General features: G+C 64.6%; 20 protein-coding genes and 2 tRNA genes. 5 read left to right on the top strand and 17 right to left on the bottom strand.

From position 1 onward, the window contains the following. The first annotated feature begins 85 nt into the window (after nt 1-85). A complete protein-coding gene (locus WJU17_RS02515; RefSeq protein ID WP_346325769.1) occupies nt 86-814 on the top strand; it encodes a DUF502 domain-containing protein in 729 nt (242 codons plus the stop codon). Here WJU17_RS02515 and WJU17_RS02510 read toward each other — a convergent pair. Both WJU17_RS02510 and WJU17_RS02505 read right to left on the bottom strand, forming a co-directional pair. Next, nucleotides 811-1776 (bottom strand): alpha/beta hydrolase, encoded by a 966-nt coding sequence (locus WJU17_RS02510; RefSeq protein ID WP_346325768.1) that lies wholly within the window; start codon nt 1774-1776, stop codon nt 811-813. The genes WJU17_RS02515 and WJU17_RS02510 overlap by 4 nt on opposite strands. Before the next feature lie 146 nt (nt 1777-1922). Further along, on the bottom strand, nt 1923-2933 hold the full coding sequence (locus tag WJU17_RS02505; RefSeq protein WP_346325767.1) for an NAD(P)H-quinone oxidoreductase: 1011 nt from the start codon (nt 2931-2933) through the stop codon (nt 1923-1925). A gap of 121 nt (nt 2934-3054) precedes the next feature. On the opposite strand from WJU17_RS02505, the gene WJU17_RS02500 reads away from it, so the two are divergent. The 3 genes from WJU17_RS02500 (at nt 3055) to WJU17_RS02490 (ending at nt 5109) form a co-directional block, all read left to right on the top strand. Beyond that, nucleotides 3055-3618 carry a glutathione peroxidase gene (locus WJU17_RS02500; protein WP_346325766.1) on the top strand — a complete coding sequence of 188 codons (564 nt, stop codon included), beginning with the start codon at nt 3055-3057 and terminating at the stop codon, nt 3616-3618. Between the two features lie 156 nt (nt 3619-3774). Then, nucleotides 3775-4212, top strand: a complete 438-nt coding sequence (gene mscL / locus WJU17_RS02495) for a large conductance mechanosensitive channel protein MscL (RefSeq protein WP_346325765.1) — start codon at nt 3775-3777, stop codon at nt 4210-4212. A gap of 237 nt (nt 4213-4449) precedes the next feature. Beyond that, entirely contained in the window at nt 4450-5109 is a 660-nt protein-coding gene (locus WJU17_RS02490; protein WP_346325764.1) for a TerC family protein, read from the top strand. Between the two features lie 116 nt (nt 5110-5225). Here WJU17_RS02490 and WJU17_RS02485 read toward each other — a convergent pair whose 3' ends face one another. From WJU17_RS02485 to WJU17_RS02460, 6 genes are all read right to left on the bottom strand, one after another. After that, on the bottom strand, nt 5226-5717 hold the full coding sequence (locus tag WJU17_RS02485) for a thermonuclease family protein (protein WP_346325763.1): 492 nt from the start codon (nt 5715-5717) through the stop codon (nt 5226-5228). Nucleotides 5718-5858: 141 nt separating this feature from the next. Further along, nucleotides 5859-5933: transfer RNA gene (locus WJU17_RS02480), tRNA-Glu, on the bottom strand. Nucleotides 5934-5998: 65 nt separating this feature from the next. Then, nucleotides 5999-7798 (bottom strand): single-stranded-DNA-specific exonuclease RecJ, encoded by a 1800-nt coding sequence (gene recJ / locus WJU17_RS02475; protein ID WP_346325762.1) that lies wholly within the window; start codon nt 7796-7798, stop codon nt 5999-6001. 7 nt (nt 7799-7805) lie between these two features. Further along, the gene (glpX, locus tag WJU17_RS02470; RefSeq protein WP_346325761.1) at nt 7806-8765 is read right to left on the bottom strand and encodes a class II fructose-bisphosphatase; all 960 of its coding nucleotides are present in this window, start codon (nt 8763-8765) and stop codon (nt 7806-7808) included. Nucleotides 8766-8811: 46 nt separating this feature from the next. Beyond that, nucleotides 8812-10104, bottom strand: a complete 1293-nt coding sequence (locus WJU17_RS02465) for a homoserine dehydrogenase (protein WP_346325760.1) — start codon at nt 10102-10104, stop codon at nt 8812-8814. Then, a complete protein-coding gene (locus tag WJU17_RS02460; protein ID WP_346325759.1) occupies nt 10101-11318 on the bottom strand; it encodes an LL-diaminopimelate aminotransferase in 1218 nt (405 codons plus the stop codon). Before WJU17_RS02460 ends, WJU17_RS02465 begins: the two co-directional genes overlap by 4 nt. 187 nt (nt 11319-11505) lie before the next feature. Between WJU17_RS02460 and phaC the strand changes: the two genes are divergently transcribed. Next, complete coding sequence (gene phaC / locus WJU17_RS02455; RefSeq protein WP_346325758.1) at nt 11506-13308, top strand: class I poly(R)-hydroxyalkanoic acid synthase; 1803 nt, start codon at nt 11506-11508, stop codon at nt 13306-13308. On the opposite strand, the gene WJU17_RS02450 is transcribed toward phaC, so the two are convergent. The 9 genes from WJU17_RS02450 to WJU17_RS02410 all read right to left on the bottom strand — a co-directional run bounded on the left by WJU17_RS02450 (nt 13305) and on the right by WJU17_RS02410 (nt 19560). Continuing rightward, complete coding sequence (locus tag WJU17_RS02450) at nt 13305-14153, bottom strand: aspartate/glutamate racemase family protein (RefSeq protein WP_346325757.1); 849 nt, start codon at nt 14151-14153, stop codon at nt 13305-13307. The two genes, phaC and WJU17_RS02450, sit on opposite strands and share 4 nt — an antisense overlap. 6 nt (nt 14154-14159) lie before the next feature. Beyond that, nucleotides 14160-14678 carry a gamma carbonic anhydrase family protein gene (locus tag WJU17_RS02445; protein WP_346325756.1) on the bottom strand — a complete coding sequence of 173 codons (519 nt, stop codon included), beginning with the start codon at nt 14676-14678 and terminating at the stop codon, nt 14160-14162. Next, the gene (gene argC, locus WJU17_RS02440) at nt 14678-15802 is read right to left on the bottom strand and encodes an N-acetyl-gamma-glutamyl-phosphate reductase (RefSeq protein WP_346325755.1); all 1125 of its coding nucleotides are present in this window, start codon (nt 15800-15802) and stop codon (nt 14678-14680) included. The genes WJU17_RS02445 and argC overlap by 1 nt, the downstream gene beginning before the upstream one ends. Before the next feature lie 134 nt (nt 15803-15936). Beyond that, a complete protein-coding gene (gene rpsI, locus WJU17_RS02435) occupies nt 15937-16410 on the bottom strand; it encodes a 30S ribosomal protein S9 (RefSeq protein ID WP_346325754.1) in 474 nt (157 codons plus the stop codon). A 2-nt stretch (nt 16411-16412) separates the two neighbouring features. After that, complete coding sequence (gene rplM / locus WJU17_RS02430) at nt 16413-16877, bottom strand: 50S ribosomal protein L13 (protein WP_346325753.1); 465 nt, start codon at nt 16875-16877, stop codon at nt 16413-16415. A gap of 256 nt (nt 16878-17133) precedes the next feature. Then, entirely contained in the window at nt 17134-18153 is a 1020-nt protein-coding gene (locus WJU17_RS02425) for a COX15/CtaA family protein (protein WP_346325752.1), read from the bottom strand. Between the two features lie 55 nt (nt 18154-18208). Next, nucleotides 18209-18285, bottom strand: a tRNA-Pro gene (locus WJU17_RS02420). Between the two features lie 76 nt (nt 18286-18361). Further along, the gene (locus WJU17_RS02415) at nt 18362-19081 is read right to left on the bottom strand and encodes a class I SAM-dependent methyltransferase (RefSeq protein ID WP_346325751.1); all 720 of its coding nucleotides are present in this window, start codon (nt 19079-19081) and stop codon (nt 18362-18364) included. Next, nucleotides 19078-19560 (bottom strand): MerR family transcriptional regulator, encoded by a 483-nt coding sequence (locus WJU17_RS02410; protein WP_346325750.1) that lies wholly within the window; start codon nt 19558-19560, stop codon nt 19078-19080. The genes WJU17_RS02415 and WJU17_RS02410 overlap by 4 nt, the downstream gene beginning before the upstream one ends. Between the last annotated feature and the right edge of the window lies 1 nt (nt 19561).

Below are 19561 nucleotides of genomic sequence, written 5' to 3'. Positions count from 1 at the left end.
CCGGGTGAAACACCGCCGCAACACGTTCGATTTGCGGCGCCGCGACGACTATATAGGGTGCTGGGGAGTTTCCGGAAAAATCCAAATGCGCGGCATGCTCAAATACAATCCGTTCAAATCCGTCGGCGCGCGGCTGCAGGGCTGGTTCCTGACCGGCGTGCTGACATTGATCCCACTCTGGATCACGTGGATCATCTTCAAATTCGTGCTGGAACAGCTGTCCGCCCTGGGCATGCCGGCGGCGCGCAAGGTCGCCGAACTGGCTGGACCCTACGCCGGTTTGCTGGCCAGCGACGCCATCCAGACCGTGCTCGCCGTGGTGCTGACGGTCTCGGTGATCCTGCTGATCGGATGGGCGACGACCCAGTTCATCGGCCGGCGGCTGATCTCGCTGTTCGACATGATCATCCAGCGGATTCCGCTGGTCGAAAAAATCTACGGCGCGACCAAGAAGCTTCTCGCCGCCATGCAACAGAAGCCGGACGGCGTGCAGCGCGTGGTACTGGTCTCGTTTCCGCACGAGAACATGAAGGCCGTCGGCGTCGTCACGCGGACTTTGGTGGACAGCGACACGGGCGAGACCATCGCGGCCGTCTATGTGCCGACGACGCCCAATCCCACCTCGGGCTATCTGGAACTCGTCCCGCTCGATCAGGTGATCTCGACCGACTGGACCATGGACGAGGCCATGAGCTTCATCATTTCGGGCGGCGCGGTCTCCCGCGACACGATCAATTTCCGCCGGTCGCGCGGACCGAAGGTGACGCTGGACGACGCGCTGGCGGATACCGGACTTCCGGGTGACAAGCCCTAGCCGAACCGGCGCTTGAGCCAGTCGAGCAGGATGGCATTGAGGTCATCGGGATATTCCTGCTGGATCCAGTGGCCGCTGTCCCTGATCTCGTGGCATTCCAGATCGGCCACGCAGGCGGCCATGCCCTTTTCCAGATCCGGTATGGCGGCTGTCGCCAGATCGTTTCCGGCCCGCACGAACAGGGCCGGCACGTCGATCCGCTGCGGGCAGTGCACCGTGGTCGCCCAGTTCCGGCTCCAGTTGCGGTACCAGTTGATCGGGCCGGTGAAGCCGCTCCGGCCGAACGTGTCAGCAAAGACCCGCAGCTCTTCCTCAGACACGATGCGGTCACCGGGCGGCGGCCCCATCCTCACCCGTTTCACCAGATCGGCGACCCGTTCCTCCCGCGGCAGCTTCTGGTAGTCGGCGAGGGAAATGGGTGACTTGCGCATCAGCACGTCGAACACCCGGTAGGGTTCGGCGTCGAAGACCTCGTCGGCCTCGCGGGAGTCCTGGAAATTGACGATGTACATCCGGTCGCCCCACATCTTCCGGAACATCACGATGGGGTCGACCGGTGTCCTCGGGAGAAAGGGCACGCCGACGCCGATGATGCCCAGGACGCGCGACGGGTGCAGCAGCGGCACCTGCCAGACGACGAGCCCGCCCCAGTCGTGGCCGCAGAAGATGGCTTTATCGATGCCGAGAGCATCGAGAATTCCGATGAGATCGGCGGTCAGGTTGTGGATGTCGTATTCAACGACGCCCTCGGGCTTGCCGCTGTCGCCGTAACCGCGCTGATCCGGCGCGATAACCCTGAAGCCGGCCGCCGCGAGCGCCGGGATCTGGTGGCGCCAGGAATAGGCCAGTTCGGGAAAGCCGTGGCACAGGACGATGGGCACACCGTCATCCGGTCCGGCTTCGTGGACCGCGACCTCTATGCCATTGGTCCTGATCATGCGGGCCGAGGGAAAGTCGCTCATCGCTCACTCCTGTCTGACACCTGTTCGGTTGGCGGACGAAGGACCGGATACCGGGCGATTGCCATCCCGCGCCGTCCGCCGCCTCCCCGCGACAGCGTAAGCCGTTTCGCGGGGAGCCAGCAACGATGGTGTTACCAGGCGGTAGTTTAATGCGACATGGTCAGAATGATCTTGCCGGTGTGCTCCTTCGATTCCATGCGAGCGTGCGCTGCGGCAGCGTTCTCGTAAGGAAAGGTGGAATCGACAACCGGGCGCACGCCGCCATATTCGAACATCGGCCAGACACAACGTTTCAGTTCGGCCATCAGCGCGCCCTTCTCGGCGACGCTGCGCGAGCGCAGTGTCGAACCGGCGATGGTGAGGCGCTTGAGCAGCACGCTCGACAGGTTGAACGTCACCTCGTTGCCGCCGAGCATGCCGACACTGATGAGACGGCCATCCATCTTCAACAGATCCAGATCGCGCCGGATATAGTCGCCACCGACCATGTCGAGCACCACGTCGACGCCTTCGCCGCCGGTCAGGGCGCGGATTTCGTCGACGAAATCATGGGTCTTGTAATTGATCGCCTTGTCCGCGCCGATCGCCTCGCAGCGGGCACACTTCTCGTCGCTGCCGGCGGTGACGAAGACTTTCGAGCCGAGGCCCTTGGCGACGATGATCGCCGTGGTGCCGATTCCGGACGCGCCGCCGTGGATCAGCACGCTGTCGCTGGGGCGCAGCTTGCCGCGCTCGATCATGTTGGTCCAGACGGTGCAGAAGGCTTCCGGCACCGCCGCGCCCTCGGCCATGGAGAGACCGCGCGGCAGCGGCAGGACCTGCGGCGACGGCGCGACCACGTATTGGGCATAACCACCGCCCGCGAGCAGCGCGCAGACGCGATCGCCCACGGCGTAGCGCTGCGTGCCGGGCCCGACCTTCGCCACCGTGCCGGCGACCTCGAGACCCATGATGGAACTGGGACGCGGCGCCCAGCCGGGATAGTCGCCGCGACGCTCCAGAATATCACCCCAGTTGAGCGCGGCCGCCTCGACCTTGATCAGCACTTCGCCCTCGCCCGGTTCCGGCGTCGGATGCGATGTGATCTTCAGCACGTCCGGTCCGCCAGATCCCTCGGCGGTGACGGCGGACATGGTCGTCGGTACGGTATCGGTCATGGCTCTCCCCTTTTCACAGGCCGCCGAGCCTACAATCTCGCGTGACTGTACGACAGACGAAAACATCCAAATCCGCCGCGAAAGGGAATAAGCTGAAGCCAACCCTTGAGGAGGATGTTCCATGGGTAATTCGCTACGCGCCGTTCTCGCGATCCTGACCGTGGCGATCTTCGCCGTCGCCGTCTCATCCGGAGCCCGCGCCATGACCGCCTACGACTTCAATTTCGTCTCGATCGAAGGTGATCCCATGCCGCTGAAGGCCTATGAGGGCAAGGCGCTGCTGGTGGTCAACACCGCGTCGTTCTGCGGCTACACGCCGCAGTACAAGAGCCTCGAGGCGACCTGGCTCGCCTACAAGGACAAGGGCCTGGTGGTGGTCGGCGTGCCGTCCGACAGCTTCAACCAGGAATATTCCGACAACGCCAAGATCAAGAAGTTCTGCGACACCAAGTACAACATCACCTTCCCGCTCACCGAGAGCAACAATGTGAAGGGCGGCAAGGCCCATCCCTTCTATCAGTGGGTGAAAGAGCGCGGCGGACGGGACGCGGTACCGAGCTGGAACTTCAACAAGGTGCTGATCGACGCCAAGGGCAACTTCGTCCAGACTTTCCGCTCCGACGTCACGCCGGAGTCGCCGGATCTGCGCGAGGCGCTGGCCAAGGCGCTTCCGACGTCTCCGTGAGGTCGGCAAGAGACGCGGTCTCGGTAGAAAATGCTCGTCGTATCAATGGGATGCGGTGAGGATGACGAAACCTCCATTGCAGCCAGCGCGCGAATAGGCAACACTCCGCCAACCGCGTGAGAAGCGCGGAGACGCTCGAAGCCAAGGGAGAGCCGCATGGGAATGATCCAGGAATTCCGCGAGTTCGCGGTCAAGGGGAACGCGATCGATCTCGCCGTCGGCGTGGTGGTCGGGGCCGCGTTCAGCCAGATCGTGAACTCGCTGGTCAAAGACATCATCATGCCGCCGATCGGGTACCTTACCGGCGGCATCGATTTTTCCGAATACTATATCAATCTGTCCGGCGGCGAGTATGAGTCGCTGGCCGCGGCGACCGAAGCCGGCGCCGCCACCATCAACATCGGCACCTTCGGGAACGCCGTCGTCAACTTCCTGATCGTCGCATGGGCGATCTTCCTGCTGGTCAAGGGCATCAACCGGATGCGCCGCAAGGAAGAAGCCGCGCCCGCGGCGCCGGCCGCACCGCCGCCGCCGACCAAGGAAGAAGTGCTGCTGACGGAAATTCGCGACCTACTCGCCACCAGGAATCAGTAAGGCAATGGCATTGCTTCCGGGCGCCGTCACCGGTGCCCGGAAGCCCGGCGACCGTTTGCTGCGCTGCGGTGCAGCGCGCTTGAAACTTTCAAAAGCGTTAGATAACGTGCCCTCTCAATAACGGGCCTCTCTGGCAGCGCGTCGCTGCAGCGTCGGACCGGAACCCGCAACGAGTGGTCCGCGCATGCCGTCGTCGATGGCCTGGACGATCAACTCGCCCCCGCCAGGAGGCTGATCTTGCCTGATTTTCTTGCTCCCGAAGTGCTGACCGCCCTGCTCCAGGTGATCATGATCGACCTGGTGCTCGCCGGTGACAATGCCATCGTCATCGGTCTGGCGGCGGCCGGCCTTCCGAAGGACCAGCGCACCAAGGCCATCCTGATCGGCATCATCGCGGCGACGGTGCTGCGCATCATCTTCGCCCTGCTGACGACGCAGTTGCTGCAGATCATCGGCCTGCTCCTCGCCGGCGGCGTGCTCCTGCTATGGGTGTCTTGGAAGATGTGGCGCGAGTTGCGCATGTCCGCCAAGGAAGAGCAGGACGCGGCGGAAGCGCTGGCCGATGAGGACCTGAACCATGACGGGGCCGTGGCCAAGGGCGCGCCGCGCAAGACGTTCGCTCAGGCAGCCTGGCAGATCGTGATCGCCGACGTATCCATGTCGCTGGACAACGTCCTGGCCGTGGCCGGCGCCTCGCGTGAGCATCCCTGGGTGCTCGTCTTCGGTCTGGCGCTGTCGATCGCGCTGATGGGCATTGCCGCGTCCTTTATCGCCCGCATTCTCCAGAAGCATCGCTGGATCGCCTATATCGGTCTTCTGGTCATCCTCTACGTGGCGCTGGAGATGATCTACCGCGGCTTCAACGAGGTCAGGCCGTTTATCGCCGGGATCGTGTAACGGCATCAAGGCGCGCCGGAACATCCGGGCACGGCGGGGGTCGTGATCCAGCAACAACCAACGCCGTCTGAACATGAGCACGATCTTCAAGCTTGGACCGCCAACGGAACACAGCGCTACCGGCGACAGTCGAGCCGCGTGCCCTTGCGCCATTCGGCGGGTTCCACCCAAGCGCCGGCGAACATGCCGCGCCGCGCCTTGCGGGCCTCGTTCCCGGCGGCGATATAGGCCGAGCGCTGCGCGGGTTCGGTGAGGAACTTGCGATAGGGCACGGCCCAGCCGGCGCGCAGCATGGCCTCGGCCACGTCCTGTTCTCCCACTCGGCAACGCGCGACCGGCCGCCCATAAGTCATGTCGCCGCTGGTGGTACAGACCACGGTCCGCTTCGACAGCAGGCCTTTCATGAACGACATCGCCCGTTCGCCGCACGGGAAGCACTGGCCGGCGCCATCGGAGCAGTACTGGGTTCTCTCGGGCGCGTCGATGCCATGGAGGCGAAACGAGAATTGCAGCGTGTCGCCGTCGGTGACCTTGGGCCTGCCCTTGACCGCCTGGGCCAAGGCATCGCTCCCGCCCGACAGCAGCGACAAGAGAAGCACGACCAGCATGGCGGCGCCGAAGCGCGATGACGACAGGAGTGTGGGCGCCGGCAAAGCACCTTGGCCTATTGTTTCTGGGAAAAGTCGCCCGGCCCCAAACAAGGAGAGCCCGCCGACTGGCAGGGCTAACTCTTTGTAATATGGGGAAAGTGGCGATCCCTACGGGAATCGAACCCGTGTTTACGCCGTGAAAGGGCGTCGTCCTAACCGCTAGACGAAGGGATCATCGCGGAGCCCGGTTTCTACAGAACGGGGTTTTGCCGGTCAAGGGTTTTAGGCATGTTCAGGCATCAGAAAATCGCGGCGGCGTCATCGATCATCAACTGCGCCTCGAGACGCCCCATCCAGCGGTCGACGCGGAGGTGCCCGGCGATGTGCAGAGGCTGACCCTTGTGGGCCGCGTCCAGAAGTCCTGGCCCCAAAGGCCCCTGCATCGCGCGGAATGCGATGGCCTTGAGGCGTCCACCATCATTGCTCGACAGGATGCATCGCACATGATCCTCGCCGACCACGTCGGCCTTCACCAGCTTCGCCCGGGGCAGCACGAAGCGGGGCTCGCGGTGACCCGAGCCGAAGGGCCCTGCCCGCTCGAGCATGTCGATGAGCTCGGGCGTGGCGCCCGTGACGCTCAGCAGGGCGTCGATTCGCAGACCCCTGGATTCGACGTCGGCATCGACGCGGGAGGAGAAATGCGCGTTGAAGAACGCCTTCAGATCCGGGATGCGTTCCTCCCGAACGGTGAGGCCCGCCGCCATGCTGTGGCCGCCGCCATTCTCGAGCAGGCCAGCGGCGGCGGCCGCGCGCACGGCGGCGCCGAGATCGATGCCCGGGACCGAGCGGCCGGAGCCCTTGCCGATGCCATCATGGACGGCGATGACGAACGTCGGGCGGCGGTAGCGGTCCTTGAGGCGCCCGGCGACGATGCCGATCACGCCCGGATGCCAGCCCGCCGCGGCGGCGACGACGATCCGGTCCTCGCAACCCTCGCCCACACAGGCCAGGGCATCCGTCTGCACGGCCTGTTCGATGGCCTTGCGTTCCTCGTTGAAGCCATCCAGTTCGGCGGCGATGCGAGCGGCTTCGACCGGATCCTCGGTGCTCAACAGCCGCGTGCCGAGATCGGCCCGGCCGACGCGCCCGCCCGCATTGACCCGGGGCCCGAGCACGAAGCCGGCGTGATAGGTGCCCGGCGGCTCGCTCATGCCGCCGACGTCCGCGAGGGCGGCGATGCCCGCATTGCCGCGTTTGCGCATGACCTTCAAACCCTGGGCGACGAAGGCGCGATTGAGGCCTCGCAGCGGCACCACGTCGCACACCGTGCCGAGCGCGACGAGATCCAGCCAGTCGAGCGGATTGGGCCGCTGACGGCCGGCGAACCAGCCGGCGGCCGCCAAGGCCGCATTGACGCCGGCCACCAGCAGGAACGCCACGCCGACAGCCGCCAACTGGCCATATTGCGCCCGCAGGACGTCATCCTCGTCCTGACGGTTGGGGTTGACCAGCGCGATACAGGCGGGAAGCACGGCATCGGCCTGGTGATGATCGACGACGATCACGTCGAGGCCCAGCAGCCTGGCGGCGGCCAGCGGCGCGTTCGCCGTGGTGCCGCAATCGACGGTGACGACGACGCGGACATTCTCGCCGTGCAGCGCCCGCATGGCCGCCTCGTTGGGTCCATAGCCCTCGCGGATACGGTCCGGGATGTAATAGATCGCCTCGCCGCCGACGGCGCGGAAGAAGCGGAGCAGCAACGCCGTCGAGGTCGCGCCGTCCACATCGTAGTCGCCGAAGACCGCGATCTTCTCGCGGGACATGATCGCGCGGACAAGCCGGTCGCAGGCGACATCCATGTCCCGGAGCGCCGGCAGGCTGGGCAGCATGTCGCGGATGGTGGGACTGAGAAACGCCGGCGCGTCGTCGATACCGACGCCCCGGCCCGTCAGGACCCGCGCGACGATATCCGGCAGGCCGTGACGCTGGGCCATGGCCTGGACGACGCGGTCGTCGGTATCGGCAATGTGCCAGGACTGGCCGCTCAGCGACTGCGCGACCCCAAGAAGCGGCGGCTGGTCGTTATCCGTCGCCGCCATGCCCGTCCTATCGTTTGCCGCGATGATGCGTCTTGATGGTGCGGATGGTCTGTGACCACGAGCGCATCACGATGGTCTCGGTGGTGCAGCCGCCCGGAACCAGGCGGACGCCCTCGAGCATGGAGCCATCCGTCACGCCGGTCGCCGCGAAGATGACGTCGCCCGAGACCATGTCTTCCAGATTGTACTTGCGGTTCAGATCGGTCACGCCCCACTTGGCGGCGCGGGCCTTTTCGTCGTCGCTCTTGAACAGCAGGCGTCCCTGGATCTGCCCGCCGATGCTGCGCAGGGCGGCGGCCGCGAGCACGCCCTCCGGCGCGCCGCCCGAGCCCATGTAGATGTCGATGCCGGTGTTCGGATCGGTGGTCGCGATCACGCCGGCGATATCGCCGTCGCCGATCAGATGAATGCGCGCACCCGCCTCGCGGACCTCGCGGATCAACTCGGCGTGACGCGGCCGGTCGAGGATGCAGGCGGTCAGTTCCTCGACGGGGACGCCCTTGGCCTTGGCCAGCGCCTTGAGATTCTCGGCCGGCTTGCGGTCCAGATCCACGAGGCCAGCTTCATAGCCGCCGCCGATGGCGATCTTGTCCATGTAGACGTCCGGCGCGCGCAGCATGGTGCCGTCGTCGCCGATGGCGATCACGGCCAGTGAATTCTGCATGGCCTTGGCGGCGATGGTGGTGCCTTCCAGCGGATCGAGCGCGATGTCGACCTTGGGGCCGCCGCGGCCGACCTTTTCGCCGATGTAGAGCATGGGCGCCTCGTCCCGCTCGCCTTCGCCGATGACGATGACACCGTCGATGTCGAGGTTGTTCAGCTGGGTGCGCATGGCGTCGACGGCGGCCTGGTCGGCCTGCTTCTCGTCGCCCCGGCCGACCAGACGCGCGGCGGAGATCGCGGCTGCTTCGGTGACCCGCACCACCTCGAGAACCAGCATCCGGTCCAGCGCTGATTTGATACCCATGGCTTTCTCCACTCAGGTCCTGTTGAACCGCGCCGACTGAGGGCGCTTAGAAGGTTTCGATCCGGATGGCTTCCGGCTTTTCCGCCGTGAAGGGCAGTTTGGCGATCCGCGCCAGCGCGCGCATCATCTTGTCCTCGGCGACTTCGTGAGTCGTCATGACGACGCTCACGGGCTGACCCGAACCCTTCGGACGCTGCAGCAGCTCTTCCATGGAGACGGACTCGTCGCGCAGCGCCGACGCGACTTCGGCGATGACGCCGGGCCGGTCCAGCACGGTGAGGCGCACATAGAAGCGGCCTTCATTGCTGTCCATGTCCAGACGCCGCGTATCGCGCATGGCGGCGACCGGCGGTGACAGCACGGGATGGGTATTGCCGCGCGCGATATCGACCAGGTCGGCGACGACGGCCGACGCGGTGGGACCGGCGCCGGCGCCCCTGCCCTGATACACGGTCTGCCCGACGAAATCGCCCTCGGCCACGACGGCGTTGAAGACACCGTTCACATGGGCGATCGCGGTGTCCAGGCTGACGAGGCACGGATGCACGCGCTGGAGCACGCCCGTGTCGGTGCAGGTCGCGATGCCGATCAGCTTGATGCGGTATCCCAGTTCCGCGGCGAACTCGATGTCGTGCGGCGTGATCCGGCGAATGCCCTCGACGAAGACCGAGGCGAAATCCAGTTCGGTACCGAACGCGACGCTGGTCAGGATCGCCAGCTTGTGCGCGGCGTCGATGCCGTCCACATCGAAGCTGGGGTCCGCCTCCGCGTAGCCGAGCTGCTGGGCTTCCGCGAGCACGTCCTCGAAGGCGCGGCCTGTCTCCTCCATCTCGGTGAGGATGTAGTTACAGGTGCCGTTGAGAATGCCGTAGATGCGCGACAGCCGGTTGCCCGCAAGGCCCTCGCTCAGCGACTTGATGATCGGAATGCCGCCGGCCACCGCCGCCTCGAAACGCAGCGCCGCGCCGTTGGCGGCGGCCATTTCCGCGAGACCAGGGCCTTGACGGGCGATCAGCGCCTTGTTGGCGGTGACCACGGACTTGCCGGCCGCGAGGGCGGCCTTCACCAGGTCCGCCGCGGGACCGTCGGAGCCACCGATGAGTTCCGCAACCACGTCGACATTAGGGTCCGAGGCCAGGCCGACCGGATCGTCGTACCATTTCATGCCGTCGAGCGACACGCCCCTGTCACGCGACGCATGCCGCGCCGACACGGCGGTGACCTGAATGGGGCGGCCACAGCGATGGGCAATGAGCGCGGCGTGACGATCCAGAATCTGAAGGACGCCGGCGCCGACCGTTCCCAGGCCCGCGACTCCGATGCGAAGAGGCTGGCTCACGCGCCCACCGCCTTGAGTTCCTGCACGCCGCTGCCGAAAAACTTGCGGACGGCCCGGGCCGCCTGACGAATGCGCTGCTCGTTCTCGACGATGGCGATACGCACGTGGCTGTCGCCATACTCGCCGAAGCCAATGCCCGGCGCCACGGCGACCGAGGCCTCCTGCAGCAGCAGCTTGGCGAATTCGTTGGAACCCAGATGCGCATACTGCTCGGGCACCGGCACCCAGGCGAACATGGTCGCGTCGGGACTGGGAATCTCCCAGCCGGCCTGCGCGAAGCTGGAGATGAGGACGTCGCGGCGATGCTTGTAGATCTGACGGGCTTCCTCGACGCAGTCCTGCGGCCCGTTCAGCGCGGCGGTGGCCGCCACCTGGATCGGCGTGAAGGCGCCATAGTCCAGATACGACTTGATCCGCGACAGGGCCGAAATCAGCGTGGCGTTGCCCGCGGCGAAACCGATGCGCCAGCCCGGCATGGAATAGGTCTTGGACATGGAGGTGAACTCCACGGCCACGTCCCTCGCGCCGGGCACCTGCAGGATGGACGGCGGCGGCACATCGTTGAAATAGATCTCGGCGTAGGCCAGATCGGACAAGACGTAGAGACCGTTCTTCCGGCAGAAATCGACCACCTCGGCATAGAAGTCGAGATCGACCACCTTGGCCGTCGGATTGGCGGGGAAGTTCACGACGACCGCGACGGGCTTGGGCACGGAATGCTTCACCGCGTGCGCCAGCGCGCGCATGAAATTGGCGGTAAAGTCGCCCTCGACCGACAGCGGCAGGTGACGAATCGTCGCATCGGCGATGATGAAGCCGAACGCGTGAATCGGATAGGACGGATTCGGCACGAGCACCACGTCGCCCGGCGCGCTGATGGCCGACGCCAGATTGGCCAGGCCTTCCTTGGAACCGAGGGTCACGATGACCTCGGTTTCCTGGTTGAGTTCGACACCGAAACGGCGGCCATAATAGTTGACGAAGGCCTTCCGCAGCCCTGGCACGCCGCGCGACATGGAATAGCGATGGGTGCGCGGATTTTTCACCGTCTCCACCAGCTTGTCGATGATGTGCTGCGGCGTCGGCAGGTCGGGGTTGCCCATGCCGAAATCGATCACGTCCTCGCCGCGCGCTCGCGCCGCTGCCTTCATCGCGTTCACTTCGGCGAACACATAAGGCGGCAGGCGTTTGATGCGATGAAACTCGGCGGACATGGTTCCGTTCTTTCCTTTGGGATGCACTCTAATAGCAGGGGTTCCGGGCAAGTCAAAGCGCATCATGACGCCATGCCAAAGGCATGACAGATGCGCCGGAAAAGCGGGTGCGCGCCATGATTTCGCCGTTACTTTTCACACGGTCGGCCTTTCTATAAGCTATGAGGCCATCGACAGGAGGATTTTGATGACATCGCGCGACGACGGATCCGCTCACCTGGGCTACAGCCCCGAACTGGCGGAGAATCTGGGCCATATCGCGATGGAGTATCAAAAGCTCCTGACCGAGTTCCTGCAGAAGCCCCAGACGGCGCAGGACGTTCCGGGGTTCGACCCCAGCAAGATGACCGACGCCTGGGTCGAGTTGGCGTCCAGCTGGATGAACAATCCGTCGAAGGTCATCGAGGCGCAGCTCGAGCTGTGGCGCGACCTCATGGTGCTCTGGCAGAACATGGCCCTGCGGGCGATCGGCCAGAACCCCGAACCGGTCGCCGCGCCCGCCCCGGGCGACCGGCGCTTCGCCGGCGACGACTGGACGCAGAACCAGATCTTCGACTTCATCAAGCAGTCCTATCTGGTCACCTCGCGCTGGTTCACGAACACGATCAAGAACACCGAAGGGCTGGACGAGAAGACCCAGAAAAAGCTGGAGTTCTTTTCCAAGCAGTTCGTCGATGCCATGTCGCCGACAAATTTCGTGCTTACCAATCCGGAAGTGCTGCACGAGACGTTCGAGACGGGCGGCGAGAATCTGATCCGCGGCCTGAAGAACGTCCTGAAGGACCTTGATCGGGGCAAGGGCCAGCTCGCCATCTCCATGACCGATTTCGACGCATTCGAGGTTGGCCGCAACGTGGCGGCGACGCCCGGCAAGGTGGTCTTCCAGAACGACGTCATCCAGCTGATCCAGTACACGCCGACCACCGAGACCGTGTACGCCAAGCCGCTGCTGATCATGCCGCCCTGGATCAACAAGTTCTACATCCTCGACTTGCAGCCCAAGAACTCGTTCATCCGCTGGGCGCTCGAGCAGGGCTACACGGTCTTCGTCATTTCCTGGGTCAACCCGGACGAGCACCTCGCCAAGAAAACCTTCGAGGACTACATGTTCGAGGGTCCGCTGGCCGCGCTCGACGCGATCGAGCTGGCCACGGGGCAGAAATCGGTCAACACGATCGGCTACTGCATCGGCGGCACCCTGCTGGCCTGCACCCTGGCCTACATGGCGGCCAAGGGCGATGACCGGATCAATTCGGCGACGTTCTTCACCGCGCAGGTTGATTTCACCGAGGCCGGCGACCTGACGGTCTTCATCGATGACGACCAGCTGGAAATCCTGGACAAGCAGATGGCCGAAAAGGGCTATCTGGATGCCAGTTCCATGGCCACGACGTTCAACATGCTGCGCTCGAACGATCTGATCTGGTCGTTCGTGGTGAACAACTACCTGATGGGCAAGGACCCGATGCCCTTCGACCTGCTGTACTGGAATTCGGATTCCACCCGCATGCCGCAGGCGCTGCACAGCTACTACCTGCACAAGATGTATCACGAGAACAAGCTGGTCGAGCCGGGCGGGATCGTCCTCGGCGGCGAGCCCATCGACCTGCGCAAGATCAAGACGCCAATCTACATGCAGGCCGGCAAGGAAGATCACATCGCGCCCTACAAATCGGTGTTCAAGGGCGTCAACCATTTCTCCGGGCCCACCAAGTTCATGCTCGCCGGGTCCGGCCACATCGCCGGCGTCATCAATCCTCCGGCGGCGAACAAGTACAATTACTGGGTCAACGACAAGAATCCCAAGACGCTGGACAAGTGGATGGAAGGCGCGGTCGAGCATCAGGGTTCGTGGTGGCCGGACTGGCATGCCTGGCTGTCGAAGAAATCCGGCAAGAAGGTCCCTGCCCGCATTCCCGGCGATGCTGGCCTGAAAGTGATCGAGGATGCGCCGGGCAGCTATGTGACCAGCTCGAAGCCCTCGGCCTAGAGCGATGTCCTGCTGAACTGTCCGGGCAGATGCTGCATGAACCGCGCGAGGCCATGCAGCCGGCCCGGCTCGCCCGTCGTCAGGTATCGGATCGACCGGGCGCCCTGCCCCGCACCGGAGAAATCCGGTCGCCGGCGGAGATAGTCGCGAAGAGCCTCGGCCACCAGATCCGGCTGTGACAGGATTTGCGTCTCCGGATGCAGCGCCGCGCCGAACAGGTGCCGGACCAGGGGATAGTGCGTACAGCCCAGCACGGCCGCGTCGGGAACCTCACCCGCGTGCCCGCCAAGCGCCTGGGCGGTCCAACCCGCTATGGCCTCCTGCAACGCCGATTCAGAGGCACCCTCCTCGATCATGCCCGCGAGACCCGGGCAGGCCTGCTGGATGATGCTGCAGCCGGGCGCCCGCTTGTTGACCTCTTCCAGATAGGCGCGGCTTTCGACGGTCTTGCTGGTGGCGAACAGGACGACCCGGCGATAGCGCAGGATATCGTCCTCGTGCGGATGATCGCGGTGCCAGGGCACGCCGGCCAGCGCCTCGACCATGGGCACGAGCACGCCAAGAACCCGGTTGTGCGGATAGTGTCTTGGCAGCCAGTCCTGCTGGATGGTGCGCAGCGCCACCGACGCGGCCGTGTTGCAGGCGATCACCACGAGGCGGCAGCCCGAGCGCATCAGGAAATCGACCGCCTCGGTGGTGTGCGACAGGATGTGGCGGTTGTCGAGGTCGCCATACGGCGCCCGCGCGTGATCGCCCAGATAGAGGAATGATTCCTCCGGCAGCGCCTCGACCAGCGCGTTCAGCACGGTCAGGCCGCCCGATCCGGAATCAAAGACACCGATCATGCCGGGTCAGCCGCCCATGTATTCTTTGCCGCGCTGCACGTAGCCGAGGGTCAGCTTGCGGTGGTGGGCGATTTCGTCCGCCGACAGATCGCGCTTGTAGACGGCGGGGCGTCCGGCCCAGAGCTGGCCCGCGGGAATCCGCTTGCCCGGCGTCACCAGCGAGCCGCCGCCGACCATGGCGCCCTCTTCCACCACGGCGTTGTCCATGATGGTGCTGCCCATGCCGATCAGCACGCCATCCTCGATGGTGCAGCCGTGCAGCAGCACCATGTGGCCGATCAGCACGTAATTGCCGATGATGGTCGGATACTTGCCATCGGTCACGTGCACCACCGATCCGTCCTGCAGGTTGGACGAGTGACCCATGCGGATGAAATTGACGTCGGCGCGCATGACGCAGTTGAACCAGATGCTGCAATCGGCGCCGATCTCGATGTCGCCGACGATGCGGGCGCCGTCGGCGATGTAGGCCGATGCGTCCACTCTGGGCATGATGCCCTTGTACGGAATGAGCTGGCCGGCCATCAGGGGAACATGGGCTGCTGGTCGAGACCCGTCGTCTCCGGCAGGCCGAACACCAGGTTCATGTTCTGCACCGCCTGTCCCGAGGCGCCCTTCACGATGTTGTCGATCGTGGACACGATGATGGCGCGGCCGCTGCGCCGGTCCGCCGCGACGCCGATCAGCGCGTGATTGGAGCCGAGGACATGGCGTGACGCCGGAACCTGACCGAACGGCAGAACGCGCACGAAGGGCTCGCCGCCATAGGCCGACACCAGGGCATCGTGCAGGGTTTCGGCGCTCGCGTCGCCGGTCAGCTTGACATAGATGGTCGACAGAATGCCGCGGTTGATCGGAATGAGATGCGGCGTGAACGACACGGTCAGCGGCCGGCCGGCGGCCTTGCCCAGTTCCTGTTCGATCTCCGGGCTGTGCCGGTGGCTGCCGACGCCATAGGCGTGAAGACCGGTCGAGACCTCGGTGAACAGATTGGCTTCCTTGGCCGCCCGGCCCGCGCCGGTCACCCCCGACTTGGAGTCGATGACGATTTCATCGGGATCGATCAGGCCGGCGCGCAGCAGCGGCGCCAGCGGCAGGATCGCGCTGGTCGGATAGCAACCGGGGCATGCCACCAGATCGGCCTGGCGGATGGCGTCGCGCGCCAGCTCGGTCAGGCCATAGACCGCGACCTCCTGCAGCGCCGGCGCCAGATGATCGTGCCCGTACCATTCGGCGTAGGTGCCGACGTCTTCCAGCCGGAAATCGGCGGACAGGTCGATGATCTTCACGGGCTTGGAGATTTCGGCGACGTAATCCTCGCGCTGCTCGACGATCAGTTCGTCGATCAGGGTGTGGCCGCTCTTGTGCATCAGCCCGCGGATGATGTCCTGGGTGGTGCCATGCGGCAGGCAGCAGAAGACCACGTCAACCTCGACGCCCGCCCACTCGACTTCCTCGATGCTCATCAGCACCGGCAGGTCCAGCGCGCCGAACTGGGGAAACACGGTTTCAAGCCGTTCGCCGGCGCGCCGGTCGGCGGTCAGAACGACGATCTCCACATTGGGATGGCGGCTCAGCAGGCGGACGAGTTCCGCGCCCGTATAGCCGCTCGCGCCGAGGATGGCCGCCCTGATGGTCTGCGTGGTCATGGAATTATCCTGTTTAGGGTTGCGCGAAACCTAGGAGCGTCGGCCCGGGTAATCAAGCGCAACGCCGTGACACAAAGAAAAAGGGCCTCCCGCCAGCGCGGAAGGCCCCCAATCCAAACAGTCTGGCCTTGCGCTTAGCGCTTCGAGAACTGGAAGCTGCGGCGGGCCTTGGCCTTGCCGTACTTCTTGCGCTCGACGACGCGCGGATCGCGGGTCAGGAAGCCCACTTCCTTCAGCGGCTTGCGCAGCGAGGGCTCATAGAGCGTCAGCGCCTTGGAGATGCCGTGCCGCACCGCGCCGGCCTGGCCGGACAGACCGCCGCCGACGACCGTGGCGACCACGTCGTACTGGTTCTTGCGGTTGGCGACTTCGAACGGCTGGCGCAGGATCATGCGCAGCACCGGACGGGCGAAATACTCGTCCTGGTCGCGGCCATTGACGATGACCTTGCCGGAACCCGGCTTGATCCAGACGCGGGCGATGGCGTTCTTGCGCTTGCCGGTGGCGTAGGAACGGCCCTGCGCGTCGATTTCGGGCTCATACTTGGGCGCGGTGTCCTGCGAGGTCGCGGCGCCCAGACCCTTCAGGTCGGTGATGGTCTCGGACATGATTACGCGTCCCTCTTGTTCTTCGGGTTACGGCTGGCGAAATCGAAGACCGCCGGCTGCTGCGCCTCGTGCGGATGCTCGGGGCCGGCATAGACGCGCAGCTTGCGCATCTGGTCGCGGCCGAGCGGACCGCGGGGCACCATGCGCTCGACGGCCTTTTCGATGACGCGCTCCGGATGGGCGCCGTCCAGGATCTTGGCCGCGGTACGGCCCTTGATGCCGCCCGGATGACCGGTGTGCCAGTAGTACACCTTCTGCTCGCGCTTGCGGCCGGTCAGGGCCACCTTGTCGGCATTGATGATGACGACATGGTCGCCGCAATCGATGTGCGGGGTGTAGGTCGGCTTGTGCTTGCCTCTAATGATCTTCGCGACTTCGGAGGCCAGACGGCCGAGAACGACGCCTTCAGCGTCGATCACCAGCCACTTTGCCTCAACCTCGGAGGGTTTGGCGGAATAGGTTTTCATCGGTCGGTTCCTGAATGCGAGGCACGACGCGCCTCTGGAGCTTCGGCGGCGGAGTATGGCGATTTCCAAATGCAAGTCAACAGGAGGACGTTAAAAATACCCTATATAAAACAATGGCTTAAAAATACGGTATTTATATACCACACTGTTTGACCGATTTTTCACGATCACTCCCCGCTTCGGTACCGATCCCCACGAGGTAAGCGGCATTTCCCGCCCGCGGACGCCACCGTGACGCAGACCGAGATGAACCGGCTCAGGGCCGGCGCACCATGTGGAGCGCATAGAGCGCGGCCGTGAACAGGATCAGTCCGCCGGCCTGGTGGAATACCGCCAGCCATGCGGGGATGTAGGGCAACAGCACCAGCGTGACGATGCCCGCCACGACCTGGAACAATGTTGCCGCCGCAAGCAGATGGGCAGGCTTGCCCGCCCGGCGGTGCAGCCACCACCAGACCGCGACGAGCACGGTGATCAGGTAGGCCAGCATGCGGTGGTTGAACTGGACGATCCGGTGATCCTCGAACATGCCGGGCCACAGCGGCGGATTGCTGTAGATATCCGGCGGCACGATGTAGCCGTCCGACATCGCCGGCCACGTGTTGTAGATGAAGCCGGCATCCAGGCCCGCGACGAAGGCGCCAAGCAGGATCTGGGCGAAGATCACGAGCGCGAGCCCCGCCGTGAAGGGCTCGAGGCGCCCTTGCGCTGGCCGCGTCAAGGCCAGAAGCAGCCAGACGATGTAGCCGTAGATGGCGAAGGCGAGGCCCAGATGGGCGGCCAGCCTGTACTGGCTGACATAGGGCTGATCGACGAGGCCGCTGGCGACCATGTACCAGCCCATGAAGCCCTGCAGGCCACCCAGCCCGAGCAACAGCCAGAGACGTGGCTTCAAAGGCGCTGGTATCTGGCCGCGCCACAGCATCCAGAAGAACGGCACGGCGAAGGCCAGGCCGATCAGGCGGCCGAGCAACCGGTGGAGATATTCGAACCAGAAGATGGTCTTGAAGTCGGCGACGGAGAAATCGCTGTTCTTCTTCTCGAACTCCGGCGAGGTGCGGTACTTGTCGAACTCCACCTGCCAAGCCTCGTCGGTGAGTGGCGGCAGGGTTCCCGTGACGGGACGCCAGTCGACGATGGACAGGCCGGATTCGGTGAGTCGGGTGACGCCGCCGAGCAGGACCATGAAGAAGATGAGAGCGGCGACCGTGAAAAGCCAGCGAACGATGCGGTTGCGGTCTTGGGATATCAGGCCGAAGGACGTGCCTATCGCCATGATGCGAAGGTGCTCCTCAAGGAAACGGGGCCGGCTCGAAAGCCGGCCCCGGAACTGGTCGGAGTGGCCGGATTTGAACCGACGACCCCCACACCCCCAGTGTGGTGCGCTACCAGACTGCGCTACACTCCGATAAAGCGTCTCGACCGGTTACCCCGTCGAAAGCGGGCGCACTATAATGCGAGCGCGCGACGGGATGCCAGCCCTATTATTCGGGAATGTTCCCTGCGTGCCATGCAGGCAAGGGAATGTCCGCGATCCGCCAGAGGCCCAGGGATTTGTCCGCGTAGGCACCCTCGCCTTCGCGGCATCCCTCGACGACAAGACGCAAGGGTGGCGGGAAGTTGAACGGCGGCCTGGTCAGATTGAGCAAACGCCAGTCGCCGTCCTCGATATCCTCGTTCACCTGGTGCTCTGGAAAGGTCGTCGCGAGCAGATACACGCTGCCGCTCTTGCCGAGATTGTCCAGCGCCTCGCCAATACGCGCGAAGGAAAAATGAACCAGGCAATCCCGGCACAGGATCAGATCCGCCTTGGGCAACGGATCCTGCGTGAGGTCAAGCGTCAGGAAGGATCGAATGCCGGGGCGCTGCCCCCATTCATTTATGTTGTTTTCGACAATTCCATCGACGATGTCGGCGCCGATGTACTCGATGCCGGCGAGATCGGTTTGACGAAGCCAGGAAAAGTCGCCGCAGGGGATGTCGAGGAGCGTGCCGACGCACAGCGCGCGCAGCAAGGCTGGCACTTCGCGGCGCAGGATTTCCGTCTCTTCCGCTGATGATCCCAGACCCGAACGCGACTCGCTGGCGCCCCACATGTTCCGGTCGAAGATGTAGTCGAACCGATCGCGGAGGCCGAGCTTGCGCAGCGTCGCGGCGTGCTGAACGAAGCGTTCGTGAGCGAGTACCGGCGGGCGGCCGCTCACTGTACCAGGAGCGACCTGATGGTGCCGAGTTCATCCAGCAGGCGCTCGAGCTCGGCACGGTCGGGGCCGTCATCCGCGAGCGGCTCGGTCCCGGCCGCCGCGACGGCGACAATGGCCTCCTCGGCTGGCCTCTCGTCGGTGTATGATGGCGTGACGGCCTCGTCGGAGGGCTCCCGGCCGCCATCGGCGACCGACCGGACACCACGTTCCTTGAGGACCTTCTGCACGCCCTTGATGGTATAGCCATCATCATAGAGCAGCCGGCGAATACCGCGCAGCAGCAGCACATCCTCGGGACGATAATACCGGCGGCGTCCGCCCCGCTTCAGCGGCCTGATCTGAGTGAACTTGCTTTCCCAGAACCGCAAGACATGCTGCGGCACGTTAAGATCGTCCGATACCTCACTGATAGTACGAAAGGCGTCAGGCGATTTACGAATGGGGGCACGGCCCTCGTCATTGTCGGTGGACGTCGTCATT

It is taken from the genome of Iodidimonas sp. SYSU 1G8 (genome assembly GCF_039655775.1).
Taxonomy (GTDB): Bacteria; Pseudomonadota; Alphaproteobacteria; order SMXS01; family SMXS01; genus RI-34.
The sequence above is the reverse complement of the archived record's forward strand: the minus strand, read 5'-3'. Positions and strand labels throughout refer to the sequence as shown.

Coding starts and splice junctions, on each gene's coding strand:
- WJU17_RS02445 (WP_346325756.1), bottom strand. CDS start 14,678: ATGGCCGGCCAGCTCATTCCGTACAAGGGCATCATGCCCAGAGTGGAC.
- WJU17_RS02510 (WP_346325768.1), bottom strand. CDS start 1,776: ATGAGCGACTTTCCCTCGGCCCGCATGATCAGGACCAATGGCATAGAG.
- argC (WP_346325755.1), bottom strand. CDS start 15,802: ATGACCACGCAGACCATCAGGGCGGCCATCCTCGGCGCGAGCGGCTAT.
- glpX (WP_346325761.1), bottom strand. CDS start 8,765: ATGGGTATCAAATCAGCGCTGGACCGGATGCTGGTTCTCGAGGTGGTG.
- WJU17_RS02500 (WP_346325766.1), top strand. CDS start 3,055: ATGGGTAATTCGCTACGCGCCGTTCTCGCGATCCTGACCGTGGCGATC.
- phaC (WP_346325758.1), top strand. CDS start 11,506: ATGACATCGCGCGACGACGGATCCGCTCACCTGGGCTACAGCCCCGAA.
- rpsI (WP_346325754.1), bottom strand. CDS start 16,410: ATGTCCGAGACCATCACCGACCTGAAGGGTCTGGGCGCCGCGACCTCG.
- WJU17_RS02515 (WP_346325769.1), top strand. CDS start 86: ATGCGCGGCATGCTCAAATACAATCCGTTCAAATCCGTCGGCGCGCGG.
- WJU17_RS02485 (WP_346325763.1), bottom strand. CDS start 5,717: ATGCTGGTCGTGCTTCTCTTGTCGCTGCTGTCGGGCGGGAGCGATGCC.
- WJU17_RS02410 (WP_346325750.1), bottom strand. CDS start 19,560: ATGACGACGTCCACCGACAATGACGAGGGCCGTGCCCCCATTCGTAAA.
- WJU17_RS02505 (WP_346325767.1), bottom strand. CDS start 2,933: ATGACCGATACCGTACCGACGACCATGTCCGCCGTCACCGCCGAGGGA.
- WJU17_RS02450 (WP_346325757.1), bottom strand. CDS start 14,153: ATGATCGGTGTCTTTGATTCCGGATCGGGCGGCCTGACCGTGCTGAAC.
- WJU17_RS02425 (WP_346325752.1), bottom strand. CDS start 18,153: ATGGCGATAGGCACGTCCTTCGGCCTGATATCCCAAGACCGCAACCGC.
- recJ (WP_346325762.1), bottom strand. CDS start 7,798: ATGGCGGCGACGGATAACGACCAGCCGCCGCTTCTTGGGGTCGCGCAG.
- mscL (WP_346325765.1), top strand. CDS start 3,775: ATGGGAATGATCCAGGAATTCCGCGAGTTCGCGGTCAAGGGGAACGCG.
- rplM (WP_346325753.1), bottom strand. CDS start 16,877: ATGAAAACCTATTCCGCCAAACCCTCCGAGGTTGAGGCAAAGTGGCTG.
- WJU17_RS02460 (WP_346325759.1), bottom strand. CDS start 11,318: ATGTCCGCCGAGTTTCATCGCATCAAACGCCTGCCGCCTTATGTGTTC.